We start from the raw sequence: 16,016 nt of genomic DNA, 5'->3' as shown, positions 1-16,016 counted from the left end.
TTCAATGATACTTTATGAAATAGTTAGCAATAAAGACTAATTGTCCAATTTTAGGGGGTCAAGCCGTTTTGATAATTTTATCGCAGTGGCAGAAAAGAAAGCCACAAATCCAAAAGCAGAAGCGATCTTTTCTTATATGCAGGAATGTGACTTAATTATTATTGATGATGTCTTTTATGTGGAACCAACCAGGGCAGAACTGCAGGTTTTCTACCGGGCAGTTACCTTTCTTAATGAAACCAGAAGCATTATTTTTATAACCAATCGTGAACTGTCAGCATGGATAGATGCAGCCGAAGACAAGCACCTTTGCCAGACTTTATTGGACAGGATAACGGCCAATTGTCAAATTGTTCATTTGACTGACAAGTAAATAAAAACACTCACTTCTTTTTTCATAGGGGCAAATATCTCATTTGAAAACAATGCCGAAAAACGGCTTAAAATAGATGCAAAAAATCTCACGAAATTCAAAGAACTGCTTAGCTTTTGAGATTCTCTGCAGTTTATAGGGTAGGGGGGCCTAGATCTCTACCGCTTTTCACCCCGGAAACGGGCGTGGGGTCACGCGCGAAAAATCGCAGTTTCAAACGGGGTATATCCCCTGTTTATTTTTACATGAATCGAGGTGATGTGTATGGCAAAGGACGGTACCAACCGCGGCGGGGCACGTATCGGTGCAGGACAGAAGAAAAAGCCTCTGGCGGATAAGATTTTGGAAGGAAACCCCGGCAGACGAAAGCTCATGGTAATGGAGTTTACGGATGTTGCGGAACTGGAAGGAGAGAGCATGCCGCCACCGAGGGATTATCTTGCTGCAAAGCAGAAGAACGGAAAAACAACACTGGCGGTGGAAATATACGAAAAAACATGGCAGTGGCTTAAGGAACGCAGGTGTGTTCACCTTATCCCTGCGCAGCTTATAGAGCAATATGCCCAGAGTGTGGCGCGGTGGATCCAGTGCGAGGAATGTATCACTGAATTTGGCTTTCTTGCTAAGCATCCGACAACTGGCAATGCCATCCCGTCACCTTATGTGGCTATGAGTCAAAGCTTCATGAAACAGACCAATAACCTGTGGTATCAAATTTATCAAGTCGTGCGGGAAAACTGTGCTACCGAATACAAGGGGGCCACTCCCCACGACGATGTGATGGAAAAACTACTGACAGCCAGGAGGGGTGGCTGATGCATAAAACAAATTCAATCTTTCTTAGGGAACTAAGAAAATATAAAGACCATTTAACGAAGCAGCAGTTTAAGACTCTGCGGGGACAAGTAATAAACGGAGATTGTGAGGGCGCAAAAAAGGGTCTTAAGAAAATATTGAACAGGAGAATGCAGTATGAACATACAAAAAATATCTGTTGAAAAACTTAATCCAGCAGCATACAACCCGCGCAAGGATTTAAAACCTGGCGATAAGGAATATGAAAAGCTAAAACGGTCAATAGAGGAATTTGGCTATGTGGAGCCTGTTATCTGGAACCAAAAAACAGGTAATGTGGTAGGCGGGCATCAACGCTTAAAGGTTTTGCTGGACTTGGGACAGACTGAGATAGACTGCGTTGTAGTGGATCTTGACCCGCAGAGAGAAAAAGCGCTTAATCTTGCTCTTAATAAGATTCAGGGAGAGTGGGACGAGAATAAACTGGCTGAACTGATGGCTGAGTTGGACGCAGGTGCATTTGATGTTTCGCTTACAGGGTTTGACGCTTCTGAAATAGACGAACTGCTTAACCGATGGTACTCCAAAGAGGCGATACAAGACAGCTTTGACATAGATAAAGCGCATGGGGAAATTGTGCAGCGCGAGCCGGTAACAAAGCGGGGCGATATCTGGCTTCTCGGAAACCACCGTTTGATGTGTGGTGACTCTACGAGCGAGGCTGACTTCGCAAAGCTCATGGACGGGGGTCACGCGCAGATGGCGGTTACCTCCCCGCCTTACGGGGTAGGCAAAGAATATGAGAAAGCCGGAATCGAGCCTTGGTTTGAAACCGTGCGCCCGGTGATTAGAAACTTGTGCAGGCATGCGGATATTGTCTGCTGGAACCTGGGAGACCTTTACGCTACCGGCTCCCAGTTTATTGAACCCACCAGCGTATACAGCGTAAATATGTTTTTGGACAATGGCTACCGACCTATCTGGATCCGCATCTGGAAGAAGCAGGGGCAAAACTTCGGCGTAGGCCCCTATCACCTTGTTTCAAACAAGCCGGTTCAGCAGTATGAGTATATTTCAGCGTTCAGCAATAAAGGCGAGGCTGAGGAGTATAACGATCAGGAATATGTGTGGCTTTCGGCCTTTGCAGGGCACAGTTATAAATTTGTGAAACGGCTTACAAAGGAAGAACGTAAGAAGTGGGGCTATGCGGGCATATGGGAGATGACGACTGTCCGGGCAAACAAGGAGCATCCTGCAATGTTCCCTGTGGAGCTTCCATGGCGGTGCATCAAAATGCACAGCGACAAAGGCGGTATTGTGCTTGAACCGTTTTCCGGCAGCGGCACCACTATAATTGCGGCTGAACAGACCGAGCGTAAATGCTACGCGATGGAGCTATCCCCTGTTTACTGTGATTTGGCTGTTAAGCGCTGGGAGGACTTCACCGGCGAAAAAGCCATAAAATTGGAGGGTTAAGATTTATGGATATACTGAAAATACCAACAGAAAAACTAAAACCTTCTAAATATAATCCGCGGAAAGATTTAAAGCCTGGTGACCCTGAATATGAAAAATTACGTCGGTCTATTGAAGAGTTTGGATATGTAGAGCCGGTTATATGGAATAAACGCACCGGGAACATTGTCGGCGGACATCAGCGTTATAAAGTACTTACAGCTTTGGGGTATAAGGAGATCGACTGTGTTGTAGTTGATTTGGATGAACAGCGGGAAAAGGCGCTCAATGTTGCACTGAATAAAATCAGCGGCGAGTTTGATATTCCGCTTTTGACTGATCTGCTTATGGATTTAAATGAAGATGGCTTTGATGTTTCTCTTACCGGGTTTGATGCTGCGGAAATTGATGAGTTGTTCCGTGATAAAACAATCGCTAATGTCAAAGAGGATAATTTCGATACAGAAAAGGCAATTGCAGAGATTAAAATTCCGGTTACCAAAAAGGGCGACATATGGGTACTTGGCAGCCACCGTCTGATGTGCGGCGATAGCGCCATGCTTTCAGATGTGCAAAAGCTGATGGACGGCAAAAAGGCGAGATTTGTTTTCACCGACCCGCCCTGGAATGTTGATTACGGTTCAGATACCAGACATCCGAGCTGGAAGCCGAGGCAAATTCTAAACGACAGGATGAGCACCGAGGAATTCGGCGCTTTTTTATTGCGCGCTTTTAACTGTATGCGCGAGGTTTCGGAGGCCGGATGCATGACCTATGTGGTGATGTCCGCGCAGGAATGGGGCAACGTTATGAACGCCCTGCGGGAGGCAGGGTACCACTGGTCGAGCACAATTATATGGAAAAAAGACAGCTTGGTACTATCAAGAAAGGACTATCATACCCAGTACGAGCCGATCTGGTACGGCTGGCTGGAGGGGACGCGCCTTTGCCCGCTTAAAGACCGCAAGCAGTCGGATGTCTGGGAGATACCCCGCCCGAAAGTATCGGAGGAGCACCCTACCATGAAGCCGGTATCGCTTGTAGCAAAGGCAATGCTCAACAGTTCCCGTGCGGGAGATTTGGCGCTTGATTTATTCGGAGGTTCCGGCACGACAATGATTGCGGCGCAGCAGACAGGGCGGGTTTGTTTTATGATGGAGCTTGACCCGAAATACTGTGATGTGATTGTAAAGCGCTATGTTTCACAATTTGGCGCAGATTCAGTATTCTTGGTAACATGTAGTGAAAAAATACCTTACGCGGAAACACAGATTGATTAAAAATGTCCTTGCTTTCCCCTCAAAACAGAGCGTTAATGTACCCCACCAAAAAGGAAAGGTGGGATTTTTTATGGGAATCAAAAATGTTTTAGCTTATTTGAGGGGAGGTGTATGGCATGAGCAATAACAGCTTTCGCTTTTCACAGAAGGTTATAGGTCAGGAGAGAAAAGCTATTGCCTCGGTCATAGCTGAAGCCATTGAAGGCCAGGTGCGCTATGCCGGAGCGCCGGGGTTTGCTTATGAGGTAAACGACGGTATCTCTACAGATAGCTGGACGGTTGACAGGGACAGTGTGGTTCACTCACCGAAAATCAGTCTTAATGAAATCAAAAGCATCCGTTCCGTTATTGACGCGCTGAATATGGCGGGCTTATCAGCAGAGGGAACCATGAGAATTACTCTTTATTTTGAGGGCTTTGGCGAGACAAGCCTTGAAAACCTTAGAAATATGCTGGCCAGCAAAGAGACATTGATAAAGAAAGCGCTGTCGTTTGACCGAGAACTTGAAGTCTTGGCTGAAAATGACGAGATTGCCTTCCCTTTCTGGAACGCGACTTTAAATGCCGACGAGGTACAGACGTATATCACACTGGCAAAGCAGATGGCAGAACAGGCAAAAGCGCAGAAGCGAGTGCTGCGCACTGAAAAACCGGCAGATAATGAAAAATATGCTTTTCGCTGTTTCTTGCTTCGGCTGGGATTTATAGGAGATGATTTCAAAACCGAACGCAAGGTGCTGCTTTCAAGGCTGTCAGGCAACGGGGCGTACCGGAAAGGCAGAGCAAAGGCGGTGGATGAGAATGAATGATTTTCATAGCACCGCCTTCTTTGTCAAGCATCCGTTTAGGATTGAGGATCTAAAGGTGCCGCATCGGTATGAGATGAGGAAACGATTCGCAGTTGTGAAGACCATCGAGCTTTCAAAGATTGACTATGAGAACTTCATTGCAGACCTATGCGTCGACCGCTTGTTTATTGAGGAAAACAAAGGGCTTTGCCGCATTGACGAGGACGGAGTGTGGCTTTGCTTGCTGGTTAAGCGACGGGGACAATCTGACGGAGTGCTGGTAATGCCGGACGGTAGGGATTATCCAAAGTACGCCGCATATTATCCTGGAGAGGAGGACGAGCAATGAGTGTAAGAGACTTTCCTTCAAAAGAAACAGTCCTTCACCTTAAAGAGCAGTATCCGCCGGGAACACGCGTTGAGCTTATCTGCATGAATGATCCGTATTCTAAGCTGAAACCGGGAGACCAAGGAACAGTATCTTTCGTGGATGATATCGGAACTGTTCATATCAACTGGGACTGCGGTTCTTCTTTGGGTGCAGCTTATGGTGTAGATATGATCAGAAAGCTGTAAATGTACACAAATTAAGATACGAAAAATCGTCCAAAATCCAGCGGAAACTCATGCAGAATTGCCTTGCTATCCTGTGTTTTCAATGGCCTAATGTACACTGCCAAAGGGCAAAAAACACAGAGAAAGCGAGGAGAAAGCGCAATGCTTACAACGAGATTTGGAATCGAGGTAGAATTAACAGGGATTACAAGGAAGCAGGCGGCCAAAACTGCAGCAGCTTTTCTTGGCGGGAGGATTGAATCCAGCGGAGATTATTACGATACCCAAAAGGTTATTGCGCCGGACGGACGGGTATGGAAATTCATGAGTGACGGGAGCATCCGGACTCAGAAAAAGGAGCGCGGTCGGATTGTAACGGCTGGCCGGGAATATAGTGTCGAGTTGGTAAGTCCGATACTGACATACCGCGAGGACATTGAAACCCTGCAGGAATTGATAAGGAGGCTTCGCAAGGCGGGAGGTTTTGCAAACACAAGCTGTGGAATTCATATCCATATAGACGGTGCAGACCACACACCGCGAAGCATCCGTAATTTTATCAACATTATCGCCAGCAAGAATGACCTTTTCTATAAAGCATTGCAGATTGAGCCGGACAGGATGCGGTTTTGTAAAAAGATGGATGCGGCACTGGTTGAGAAGATGAATCGGCGTAAGCCCAAAACCATGGCGGCGATTGAGAGCATCTGGTACGAAGGTTACAGCGAAAGCCGAAGCACCCATTACCATAATAGCAGGTACCACTTTTTGAACCTGCACAGCTTTTTTAATGGCAATGGGACAATTGAGCTTCGAGGCTTTAACAGCGAACTTCATGCGGGAAAAATTAGAAGCTACATAGTGCTTGCCCTTGCGTTAAACCATCAGGCGTTAACGCAAAAATGCGCTTCCAGCAAGAAGCCGCAGGTTGAAAATGAGAAATTTGCCATGCGGACATACCTCAACCGCATAGGACTTATTGGTGATGAGTTCAAAAACTGCCGGGAGCACCTTTGCAAACACCTCGACGGCAACGCGGCATGGCGGTTTCGGGCAGCATAGATAACCGGGTGCTGGGGGCGGAGAGCCGCCCCTAGCCTGCGGTACACACAAGGAGGATGATACGATGAGCAAAGAAAAAGGAACCATATATTTAGCATACGGAAGCAACCTGAACTTGAAGCAAATGGCATACCGCTGTCCAACGGCGAAGGTGTTGGGGAGTGCAAAACTCACAGGATACCGGCTGTTATTCAGAGGAGGGAATGGCGGCGCAGTAGCGACAATAGAAAAACAAAAAGGTGAAAGAGTACCAGTACTGCTTTGGAGAATCATGCCTAATGATGAGAAGGCGCTGGACAGATATGAAGGTTATCCGCATCTATACCGGAAAGAAACGGTTAAGGTACGTTTTAAAGGGCAGTGGGTACCCGCAATGGTGTATATCATGAATGAAGGTAGACCTTTGGGAGCACCGGGTCGTTACTATTACGAGGTGATTCGGCAGGGCTATATAGATGCGGGTTTTGATATTTCGTTTCTCAATAAAGCGGTAAGAGATTCAATTTCAGCGGCAGAGAAGTCAGAGGTGTAGGACATGGGTAACGAGAATCTGATAACTGATAAGATTTATCGGCAGATTATGGCCATACGGGACAGCGGTGCCTGTAATATGTTTGACTTGCCAAGAGTACAGGAAGAGGCATACAAAAAGGGTTTTTATGAATTGGTGGTATTTCTTAATGAACACAAGAAAGAATATGCTGAGTTTATCCTGACAGGCAAACGATAACGATAATAGCGTAACAGATTTCATAGAAATCCACTAATGAGAGGAACTTCGTCCATGAGGTTCCTTTTTTCTTGCTCAACTTTAGGAAAGGAGGCGGCAAAGCTGCGGAAGTTAAAGCGTTATAAGCCAACGAAGTTTATGGCGGAAGGTTCCCGATACGACAAGGAAGCGGCGGATGCCGCTGTTACTTTTATAAACTGCCTGAAGCATACCAAGGGTGAATGGTATGGAATGCCTTTTGAATTAATTGACTGGCAGGAACAGATTGTCCGGGACATATTCGGAATCTTGAAACCTAATGGATACAGGCAGTTTAACACTGCCTATATAGAAATTCCAAAAAAGCAGGGGAAACAGCTTGCCCTAGACACGCCTATCCCCACGCCGGACGGCTGGAAACGGATGGGGGAACTAAAGCAGGGAGACGTTGTATTTGATGAAAACGGAAGTCCCTGTCATGTTCTTGCCCTTAGCGAGATTGATGATACCGAACAGGCATACAGGCTTACGTTCGGCGACGGCAGCTCCATCATTGCCGGAGCAAGGCACTTGTGGAAAGTGCAGGTCATTAACAATGGGCGAAAGGAAAGGCTTCTTCAAACACAGCAGATGTATGAGGCTTTTTCCGCTTATCGAAAACGTCACAAGGACGCTCCCTTCCGTTCCATATACCGAATACCTGTTGCCGGAGCTTTAAAGCTGCCGGACGCCAAACTGCCGGTAGATCCGTATCTTTATGGCTACTGGCTGGGAAATGGGTGCGCCACCAGGCCGGAGATAACGATTCGCACATGCGACGTCGCGGGTGTGCTTAAAAGGATACCATATGAAGTGTCTTCCCTATGGAAAAACGTCGGCGACAGCGTGGTCGTGCGCATACCTGTTTTGAAAAGCGTACTATTAAAGTCCCATCACAGCAAGCATATCCCTTCGGAGTATTTGAGGGCTTCCGAAAATCAGCGCTGGGAACTCTTGCAGGGGCTTATGGATTCCGACGGCTGCATAGGAAAATTAAAAGCGCAAAGCATCTATGTCAGCACAGAAAAACAGCTTGCCTTGGACGTCCGTGAACTGTTATGGAGCCTCGGCATAAAAAACTCAATGACGGAAAGCCCGTCGCAGCGCTGCGGCAAGCCTACCGGCAAAACGCTTTATACAATCAGGTTCACATCATTTGCAGATCTGCCCACAAGCGGGCTTGCAAGAAAATTGTGCCGCCGCAAGGAAACAGGCTCATCCCCGACCCGATCCAATTACCACTATATCCATTCCATAGAGCCTGTAAAGGAGCGCATACCAATGCGGTGCATTCAGGTGAGCTCGCCGTCCCGCCAGTATTTGGCAGGGACTTCCATGGTGCCTACGCACAATTCCGAGCTTGCGGCGGCCATCGCCTTATACCTGACCTGCGGTGATTTCGAGCATGGCGGCGAGGTTTACGGATGTGCATCTGACCGTCAGCAGGCATCCATCGTTTTTGACGTTGCGGTTGACATGGTGGAACAGTGCCCGGCATTAAAGTCCCGGATTAAACCGATGCTGTCACAGAAGCGGCTGGTATATAAACCGTTAGGCAGTTTTTATCAGGTGCTTTCAGCGGAAGCATATACGAAACATGGCCTAAACGTCCATGGTGTGGTATTTGACGAACTTCATGCCCAGCCAAACCGGGATCTTTATGATGTAATGCTTCACGGATCTGGCGATGCAAGGAAGCAGCCGTTATTTTTCCTGATTACGACTGCTGGCACCGACCGCAATTCCATCTGCTGGGAAGTGCATCAAAAGGCAGAGGATATTTTGCAGGGACGCAAGATAGACCCGACTTTCTACCCTGTTATCTACAGCGCATCCGATACCGACGACTGGACAAGTGAAAAGGTATGGAGAAAGGTTAATCCGTCACTAGGCATTACAGTTGACATCGAAAAACTGAGGGTGGCTTGTGAAAATGCCAAGCAAAACCCCGCAGAGGAAAATTTATTCCGTCAGCTCCGCTTAAATCAGTGGGTGAAACAATCGTTACGCTGGATGCAAATGGATAAATGGGATAAGTGTGCATTTCCTGTTGATGCAGAAAAACTGCGCGGCAGAACCTGTTACGGAGGGCTTGACCTGTCATCTACTACCGATATTACAGCCTTTGTACTGGTGTTTCTGCCGCTTGATGAATCGGACAAATATCAGATCCTGCCTTTTTTCTGGATACCGGAGGAGAACATCGACCAGCGTGTGCGGAGAGATCATGTACCGTATGATGTCTGGGAGAGGCAAGGCTTTTTATATACCACCGAGGGTAACGTGGTGCATTACGGTTTTATCGAGACATTTATTGAGGAACTCGGTATGAAATATAACATTAAGGAAATAGCCTTTGACCGCTGGGGCGCAATTCAGATGACGCAAAACCTCGAGGCTTTGGGGTTTACGGTTGTTCCATTCGGTCAGGGTTTCAAGGATATGTCGCCGCCTACAAAAGAGTTGATGAAGCTGACATTGGAAGAACGCATCGCCCATGGTGGTAATCCAGTACTGCGGTGGATGATGGACAATATCTATGTCAAAACCGATCCCGCCGGAAACATTAAGCCGGATAAAGAAAAATCCACCGAGAGAATAGATGGTGCGGTAGCGTTAATTATGGCGCTTGACCGCGCGTTAAGGCATGGAGGAGAAAATATCGGTTCAGTCTATGATGAGCGTGGGCTTTTAATACTCTAAATTTCTTCTATAGTTCGAACAATCCGCATTGAAGCCGTACCGGTTTTTTCATAACAGGATGCTGAAGTAAAGTATTTAGCGGGTGTAGCCTTAGGTAAGTCTTTTTGAATGCTAGGTTCATAACCAAATGGTGCAAGAATCGACTTTACCATACGACCGATGACAGTTCTTGTGAAACCGTCCCTTAAGTCTATGGTGGGGTTATTGCTATTATCAAAAAAGCTCTCGACTTCGCTGACACAAGCTGATAATGCTGGCTTGCCTGCATTTGAAGCATCTATCATAGCAATTATGTTTTCTTCTTTCGAGAGAATGTTGAAAATAGCAATTGCATCAGGATTATTGGCAAATTTTGAGCAATTAGGATTTTCCTTGAGAAAATCATTAAAAGTAGCTTTCATTATACAAATCCCCTTTCAGGTAGTTAATTTTACATATGTAATATAACATATGTAAAATTAGATGTCAATGAGTTATTTATAAAAAGTATTATCGGAGAGTGATGCCTATGAATATCTTTTCCCGTTTGTTCAAAGCAAGGGACAAGCCGAAAAACAGCCTGTTCGGTAATGCATATAGCTTTTTCTTCGGCGGCACATCCAGCGGAAAAGCTGTCAATGAGCGGACTGCTATGCAGACAACTGCAGTGTATGCCTGTGTAAGGATACTTGCAGAAGCCATCGCCGGGCTTCCGCTTCATGTGTACCGCTATAAAGAAGACGGTGGCAAAGAAAAAGCGTTGACCCACCCGCTCTATTATTTACTCCATGACGAACCAAACCCTGAGATGACTTCATTCGTGTTCCGAGAAACACTGATGAGTCATCTTCTTTTATGGGGAAATGCTTACGCTCAAATTATTAGGGACGGTTCCGGACGAGTGCTGGCGCTTTATCCCCTTTTGCCAAACAAAATGACGGTAGACAGGGCTCCAAACGGAGAACTGTTTTACACTTATCGGCGCGACAGCGATGAGAGTAGGGTTAATCCAAAAGCAGGCCTTATATACCTTCGAAGTGATGAGGTTCTTCACATCCCGGGACTCGGTTTTGACGGACTGATCGGATACTCCCCTATTGCTATGGCCAAGAATGCCATAGGCATGGCTATTGCCTGTGAAGAGTACGGAGCATCCTTTTTTGCCAACGGTGCAAATCCGGGTGGCGTTCTGGAACATCCCGGTGTATTAAAGGATCCGGCAAAGGTGCGTGAAAGCTGGAACGCTGTCTATCAAGGAAGTGCCAATGCTCACCGCATTGCAGTTCTGGAAGAGGGAATGAAGTTTCAACCAATCGGCATTCCACCCGAACAGGCACAGTTTTTAGAGACAAGAAAGTTTCAGATAAATGAAATTGCTCGGATATTCCGAGTACCTCCCCATATGGTTGGAGATCTTGAAAAGTCAAGCTTTTCAAACATCGAACAGCAATCTCTGGAATTTGTTAAATACACGCTTGACCCGTGGGTGGTGCGTTGGGAACAGGCTCTCCAAAAAGCGCTGCTTTTACCATCAGAGAAGCGGGCATACTTTGTCAAATTCAATGTAGATGGCCTTCTGCGCGGTGATTATGCAAGCCGCATGAATGGTTATGCTGTAGCTCGCCAGAACGGCTGGATGTCTGCTAACGATATCCGCGAGCTTGAGGACATGAACCGGATTCCGGCGGAGTTGGGTGGAGATCTGTATCTTGTTAACGGTAACATGACCAGGCTTGCCGATGCAGGTGCCTTTGCAGGCAAAAACAATGCTAAAACGGAGGGATCAAAAGTTGAACAAATCACAAAAACCAAAACCGGTTCGCCGCTTCTGGAACTGGATACAAAACGATGATGGCAGCCGGACATTATATATTGACGGCCCAATAGCTGAAGAAAGCTGGCTGGGAGACGAAGTAACTCCCAAACAGTTCAAATCAGAGCTGTTGTCCGGAGAGGGTGATATAACGATCTGGATCAACAGCCCTGGCGGAGATATATTTGCAGCTAATCAAATTTACAACATGCTTATGGATTACAAAGGCAAAGTGACGGTAAAGATTGACGGTATTGCAGCCAGCGCCGCTTCGGTCATAGCTATGGCCGGAGGTGACGTCTTTATGTCACCAGTCAGCATGATGATGATTCACAACCCTATGACGATAGCCATCGGTGATACAGAAGAAATGGAGAAAGCTATCGCAATGCTGGAAGAAATAAAGGAATCCATCATCAACGCTTATGAACTGAAAACCGGACTTTCCAGGGCAAAAATATCGCACCTAATGGATGCAGAAAGCTGGTTTAACGCAAGAAAAGCGGTGGAACTTGGCTTTGCCGATGGAATCTTGTTTATGGAGGATGAATCATTCCCATCCGAATTTGAAGTATCAGGAGGAATGATCTTCAGCAGGCAGGCAGTAACAAATTCCATCCTGCAAAAGCTTAAACCAAAAGAGAAACCAAAAGGAACACCAATTGAGTCGCTTGAAAAGCGGCTTTTTTTATTAAAACCTTAAGGAGGATTTGATTATGAGCAAAATACTGGAACTGCGTGAAAAACGCGCTAAAGTATGGGAAGCTGCTAAAGCTTTCCTCGACAGCAAACGCGGGAACGACGGACTGCTTTCACTTGAGGATACCGCGACTTATGAAAAAATGGAAGCCGACGTTATTGCGCTGGGCAAAGAAATAGAGCGTCTTGAGCGTCAGGCTGCCATAGATTTGGAACTGTCAAAACCGTTGAATATTCCTATTACAGACAAACCCACTTCCATATCTGGCAACAATGAAAAAACCGGACGTGCCAGCGATGAGTACAGGCAGTCTTTCTGGAACATGATGCGTGGCAGGCGCAAATATGACGTACACAACGCGCTGCAGATTGGAGAGGACACCGAAGGTGGATATCTTGTTCCCGACGACTTTGAGCGTACTCTTGTGGAAGCACTGGAGGAGGAGAATATCTTTAGGCAGATTGCCAATGTTATTACCACGTCCAGCGGCGACAAGAAAATTCCTGTGGTGGCAAGCAAGGGTACTGCATCTTGGGTGGATGAGGAAGGCCAGATTCCCGAAAGCGACGATTCCTTTGCTCAGGTATCCATCGGCGCATATAAGCTGGCTACTATGATCAAGGTGTCAGAGGAATTGTTAAACGACAGTGTATTTAACCTTGAACAGTATATCGCCAAAGAGTTCGCCCGCCGAATCGGAGCAAAAGAGGAGGAAGCATTTTTTATCGGCGACGGATCTGGCAAGCCAACCGGTATCTTGGCGGATAACGGCGGTGGCGAAATAGGAGTAACCGCGGCGAGTGCGACAGCCATTACCCTTGACGAGATCATGGACTTGTTCTACAGCCTAAAGTCTCCGTACCGCAGGAACGCTGTATTCATTATGAATGATTCGACAATTAAAGCTATAAGGAAGCTCAAAGACAACAACGGTCAGTATCTCTGGCAGCCTTCTGTAACTGCTGGAACACCGGATACTATCCTCAATCGTCCAGTTAAAACTTCTGCATTCATGCCAGTCATTGCCGCCGGAGCAAAAACGATTGTATTCGGCGATTTTTCTTATTACTGGGTGGCAGACCGTCAGGGCAGGGTATTTAAGCGGCTTAATGAGTTGTATGCTGCGACCGGACAAGTTGGATTCATGGCAACACAACGTGTAGATGGCAAACTGGTACTGTCTGAAGCAGTCAAGATACTGCAGCAGAAATCAGCTTAATGAAAACGGAGGTGCCGCGGCATGGAACTTTTGGAGAAGGTTAAAGCAAACCTCATATTGCAGCACAGCGAAGATGACGCACTTCTGCAGGACTATATCAAAGCCGCAGTTGCCTATGCGGAAAGCTACCAGAAAAAGCCGGAAGGATATTATGCCGAAAACCCCATGCCGCCTACTACTGAGCAGGCTGTCATTATGCTGTCGAGCCATTTTTATGAAAGCAGGGATGGCTCGACGGCTGGCTTTTTTGGGGATAGTGTGCAGGCAGGACAGCAGGTATGGAATACAGCTAATCTATTGCTGCGGCTTGACCGGGATTGGAAGGTGTAAATATGGGTCTTGGGAAAATGAATACTTTCGTGGACATTATCTCAGTCAAGCCGGTTAAGGACGGTGAGGGTTTTACTGAAAAAGGTGATGTCATTCTTGCTTCGGTAAGGGCATACAAGGAAGATAGGCATGGCAGTGAAAAATGGGCAAACAGGGCGGCGTTTTCGCAGGCGTCTGCCCTGTTCCGCTTCCGTAGGATCCCTAACCTTGAAATTACTACAGATCTTGTACTCGTTTGCATCGATGGCAGGTACAACATTATCAGTGTAGAGGATGTGAAGGGACGCGGAATGTATATTGAGGTGCTTGCGGAAAAGGTGAAATCAAGCAAAGCATAAAAGGAGGGGCTGCAACGTGGCTAAGGTGGAAGTTAAAATGCCGGAAGAGTTCTTGCTCAAGTTATCCAGACTTGGAGAAAGAACAGACGAAATCATACCTAAGGTGCTGGAAGCAGGCGGGGAAGTGGTTCTTTCAAAAGTGAAGTCCAATCTTCAGTCAGTTATCGGGAACGGCACTAAATATCCGTCCAGAGCAACCGGTGAATTGGTAAATGCTTTGGGACTCTCTCCTGCCAAACAGGACAGGGATGGAAACCACAACATAAAAATCGGCTTTACTGAACCAAGGAAGGATGGGGAAAGCAATGCGAAGATTGCTAATATTATTGAGTATGGCAAGTCCGGGCAGCCTCCAAGGCCCTTTTTGAAACCGGCAAAATCAGCTACAAGGAAGTCCTGCATCGAAGCAATGAAATCAAGACTGGAACAGGAGCTGGGTCGTATATGAGCATATTGTCAGAATTAAACTCGTTATTGGATGGTTTGGGTATCCCCATTGAAACCGGGGTATTTAGCGGTGTACCGCCGGATGAGTACCTTGTCATTACTCCGATGACAGATACATTTGAGGTTTTTGCAGACAACCGGCCTCAGGTAGAAACCCAGGAGGTAAGGTTGTCTTTATTTATAAAGGGAAACTACACTGCCCGTAAAAACGAAATAGTGAACACATTGCTCCAAGCAGGCTTTACCATTACCGACAGGCGGTATATAGGCCATGAGGACGGTACCGGCTATCACCACTATGCCATTGATGTGGCAAAAGAGTATGAAGTAAAGGAGGAATGAAAAACATGGCCACAATCGGACTGGACAGGTTATATTATGCCAAAATAACTGAGAATGAAAACGGAGAAGAGACATACGACACTCCTGTTCCGCTGGCTAAGGCTATTACGGCAGAACTTTCTGTGGAGCTAGCAGAGGCGACACTTTATGCCGATGACGGGGCGGCAGAAGTGGTCAAGGAATTTCAAAGCGGCACACTGACTCTTGGTGTTGCAGATATCGGAGTAGACGCTGCTGAGGTTTTGACGGGAGCCACCCTTGATGACAATAAGGTGCTGATTTCCACCAGTGAGGATGGAGGTGCGCCTGTGGCAATTGGCTTTAGAGCCAAGAAAGCTAACGGCAAGTACAGGTATTTTTGGCTTTACAGGGTTAAATTCGGAATCCCGGCGACAAATCTGCAGACGAAGGGCGACAGCATTACCTTTTCGACACCCACCATTGAAGGGACAGTCATGAGACGTAACAAACCAGATGGCCAGGGAAAGCACCCTTGGAAGGCGGAGGTCAGCGAAGACGATCCCGGTGTATCGCCTGAAACTATTACCGGCTGGTATACGGAAGTTTATGAGCCGGTATTTGCTGTGGGAGGAGGCAGTGAATGATGCAGGATAATGACAGAAGCGCGATTATCAAAATCGGCGATGAAGAATATCAGCTTATACTAACCACTAAAGCGACAAAGGAGATTGCAAAAAGATACGGCGGTCTTGAAAACCTCGGCACAAAACTGATGAAAACCGAGAACTTCGAAATGGCTCTTGACGAAGTGGTGTGGCTGATTACACTGCTGGCCAACCAGAGCATTTTGATACACAACCTCAAAAATCAAGAAAAGCGTGAACTCCTTACCGAAGAGACAGTGGAACTTCTCACATCTCCTTTGGAACTGGCAGCATATAAAAACGCTATTATGGAAGCAATGTTCAAGGGGACCAAAAGAAACGTTGAAAGTGAGGATGATTTAAAAAACACACCGGCCGAGTGAGCGATGAGGAATCGTTCACTCGGCTTTTATATTACGGCACTGTCCAGCTTAATCGTTCAGAGGAAGAAGTATGGCTCATGCCTATTGGATACCTGCTTGAT

General features: G+C 46.7%; 21 protein-coding genes. 20 read left to right on the top strand and 1 reads right to left on the bottom strand.

The window, feature by feature from the left end; genetic code table 11:
* Window positions 1-85 precede the first annotated feature (85 nt).
* From TPH_RS11575 to TPH_RS16070, 11 genes are all read left to right on the top strand, one after another.
* Window positions 86-373, top strand: a complete 288-nt coding sequence (locus tag TPH_RS11575) for an ATP-binding protein (protein ID WP_236608793.1) — start codon at window positions 86-88, stop codon at window positions 371-373.
* Between the two features lie 264 nt (window positions 374-637).
* The gene (locus tag TPH_RS11570) at window positions 638-1,189 is read left to right on the top strand and encodes a P27 family phage terminase small subunit (protein WP_015051384.1); all 552 of its coding nucleotides are present in this window, start codon (window positions 638-640) and stop codon (window positions 1,187-1,189) included.
* A 156-nt stretch (window positions 1,190-1,345) separates the two neighbouring features.
* Window positions 1,346-2,644, top strand: coding sequence for a site-specific DNA-methyltransferase (locus tag TPH_RS11560; protein WP_015051382.1), 1,299 nt, complete (start codon window positions 1,346-1,348; stop codon window positions 2,642-2,644).
* Between the two features lie 5 nt (window positions 2,645-2,649).
* Entirely contained in the window at window positions 2,650-3,903 is a 1,254-nt protein-coding gene (locus TPH_RS11555; RefSeq protein ID WP_015051381.1) for a site-specific DNA-methyltransferase, read from the top strand.
* A gap of 116 nt (window positions 3,904-4,019) precedes the next feature.
* Entirely contained in the window at window positions 4,020-4,712 is a 693-nt protein-coding gene (locus TPH_RS11550) for a hypothetical protein (RefSeq protein WP_003516004.1), read from the top strand.
* Complete coding sequence (locus TPH_RS11545) at window positions 4,705-5,040, top strand: DUF6329 domain-containing protein (RefSeq protein ID WP_003516007.1); 336 nt, start codon at window positions 4,705-4,707, stop codon at window positions 5,038-5,040. The genes TPH_RS11550 and TPH_RS11545 overlap by 8 nt, the downstream gene beginning before the upstream one ends.
* Window positions 5,037-5,267: a DUF4314 domain-containing protein gene (locus TPH_RS11540; protein WP_015051380.1), complete on the top strand. Its 231-nt coding sequence runs from the start codon at window positions 5,037-5,039 to the stop codon at window positions 5,265-5,267. The genes TPH_RS11545 and TPH_RS11540 overlap by 4 nt, the downstream gene beginning before the upstream one ends.
* Before the next feature lie 141 nt (window positions 5,268-5,408).
* The gene (locus tag TPH_RS11535; protein ID WP_015051379.1) at window positions 5,409-6,308 is read left to right on the top strand and encodes an amidoligase family protein; all 900 of its coding nucleotides are present in this window, start codon (window positions 5,409-5,411) and stop codon (window positions 6,306-6,308) included.
* Between the two features lie 64 nt (window positions 6,309-6,372).
* Window positions 6,373-6,840: a gamma-glutamylcyclotransferase family protein gene (locus TPH_RS11530; protein ID WP_015051378.1), complete on the top strand. Its 468-nt coding sequence runs from the start codon at window positions 6,373-6,375 to the stop codon at window positions 6,838-6,840.
* Between the two features lie 3 nt (window positions 6,841-6,843).
* Window positions 6,844-7,038, top strand: coding sequence for a DUF5049 domain-containing protein (locus tag TPH_RS11525; protein WP_015051377.1), 195 nt, complete (start codon window positions 6,844-6,846; stop codon window positions 7,036-7,038).
* Between the two features lie 54 nt (window positions 7,039-7,092).
* Entirely contained in the window at window positions 7,093-9,759 is a 2,667-nt protein-coding gene (locus TPH_RS16070; protein WP_015051376.1) for a terminase TerL endonuclease subunit, read from the top strand.
* Here the strand turns inward: TPH_RS16070 and TPH_RS11515 are convergent.
* Window positions 9,756-10,160, bottom strand: coding sequence for a hypothetical protein (locus tag TPH_RS11515; protein WP_015051375.1), 405 nt, complete (start codon window positions 10,158-10,160; stop codon window positions 9,756-9,758). The two genes, TPH_RS16070 and TPH_RS11515, sit on opposite strands and share 4 nt — an antisense overlap.
* 107 nt (window positions 10,161-10,267) lie before the next feature.
* Between TPH_RS11515 and TPH_RS11510 the strand changes: the two genes are divergently transcribed.
* From TPH_RS11510 to TPH_RS11470, 9 genes are read left to right on the top strand one after another with little or no spacing between them, the layout of a single operon-like run.
* Window positions 10,268-11,590 carry a phage portal protein gene (locus TPH_RS11510; protein ID WP_015051374.1) on the top strand — a complete coding sequence of 441 codons (1,323 nt, stop codon included), beginning with the start codon at window positions 10,268-10,270 and terminating at the stop codon, window positions 11,588-11,590.
* Complete coding sequence (locus tag TPH_RS11505; RefSeq protein ID WP_003516023.1) at window positions 11,529-12,254, top strand: head maturation protease, ClpP-related; 726 nt, start codon at window positions 11,529-11,531, stop codon at window positions 12,252-12,254. Before TPH_RS11510 ends, TPH_RS11505 begins: the two co-directional genes overlap by 62 nt.
* A 13-nt stretch (window positions 12,255-12,267) precedes the next feature.
* A complete protein-coding gene (locus TPH_RS11500; RefSeq protein ID WP_015051373.1) occupies window positions 12,268-13,470 on the top strand; it encodes a phage major capsid protein in 1,203 nt (400 codons plus the stop codon).
* A gap of 21 nt (window positions 13,471-13,491) precedes the next feature.
* Complete coding sequence (locus TPH_RS11495; RefSeq protein ID WP_015051372.1) at window positions 13,492-13,800, top strand: head-tail connector protein; 309 nt, start codon at window positions 13,492-13,494, stop codon at window positions 13,798-13,800.
* A gap of 2 nt (window positions 13,801-13,802) precedes the next feature.
* The gene (locus TPH_RS11490; RefSeq protein WP_015051371.1) at window positions 13,803-14,138 is read left to right on the top strand and encodes a head-tail adaptor protein; all 336 of its coding nucleotides are present in this window, start codon (window positions 13,803-13,805) and stop codon (window positions 14,136-14,138) included.
* Between the two features lie 16 nt (window positions 14,139-14,154).
* A complete protein-coding gene (locus TPH_RS11485) occupies window positions 14,155-14,586 on the top strand; it encodes an HK97 gp10 family phage protein (RefSeq protein WP_015051370.1) in 432 nt (143 codons plus the stop codon).
* Window positions 14,583-14,927 carry a hypothetical protein gene (locus TPH_RS11480; RefSeq protein ID WP_015051369.1) on the top strand — a complete coding sequence of 115 codons (345 nt, stop codon included), beginning with the start codon at window positions 14,583-14,585 and terminating at the stop codon, window positions 14,925-14,927. Before TPH_RS11485 ends, TPH_RS11480 begins: the two co-directional genes overlap by 4 nt.
* Before the next feature lie 5 nt (window positions 14,928-14,932).
* The gene (locus TPH_RS11475; RefSeq protein WP_004464008.1) at window positions 14,933-15,532 is read left to right on the top strand and encodes a major tail protein; all 600 of its coding nucleotides are present in this window, start codon (window positions 14,933-14,935) and stop codon (window positions 15,530-15,532) included.
* Window positions 15,529-15,915 carry a hypothetical protein gene (locus tag TPH_RS11470; RefSeq protein ID WP_456243255.1) on the top strand — a complete coding sequence of 129 codons (387 nt, stop codon included), beginning with the start codon at window positions 15,529-15,531 and terminating at the stop codon, window positions 15,913-15,915. Before TPH_RS11475 ends, TPH_RS11470 begins: the two co-directional genes overlap by 4 nt.
* Window positions 15,916-16,016 lie beyond the last annotated feature (101 nt).

This window comes from Thermacetogenium phaeum DSM 12270 (assembly GCF_000305935.1).
GTDB lineage: Bacteria > Bacillota > DSM-12270 > Thermacetogeniales > Thermacetogeniaceae > Thermacetogenium > Thermacetogenium phaeum.
This window is presented reverse-complemented; position numbering and strand designations above follow the sequence as displayed.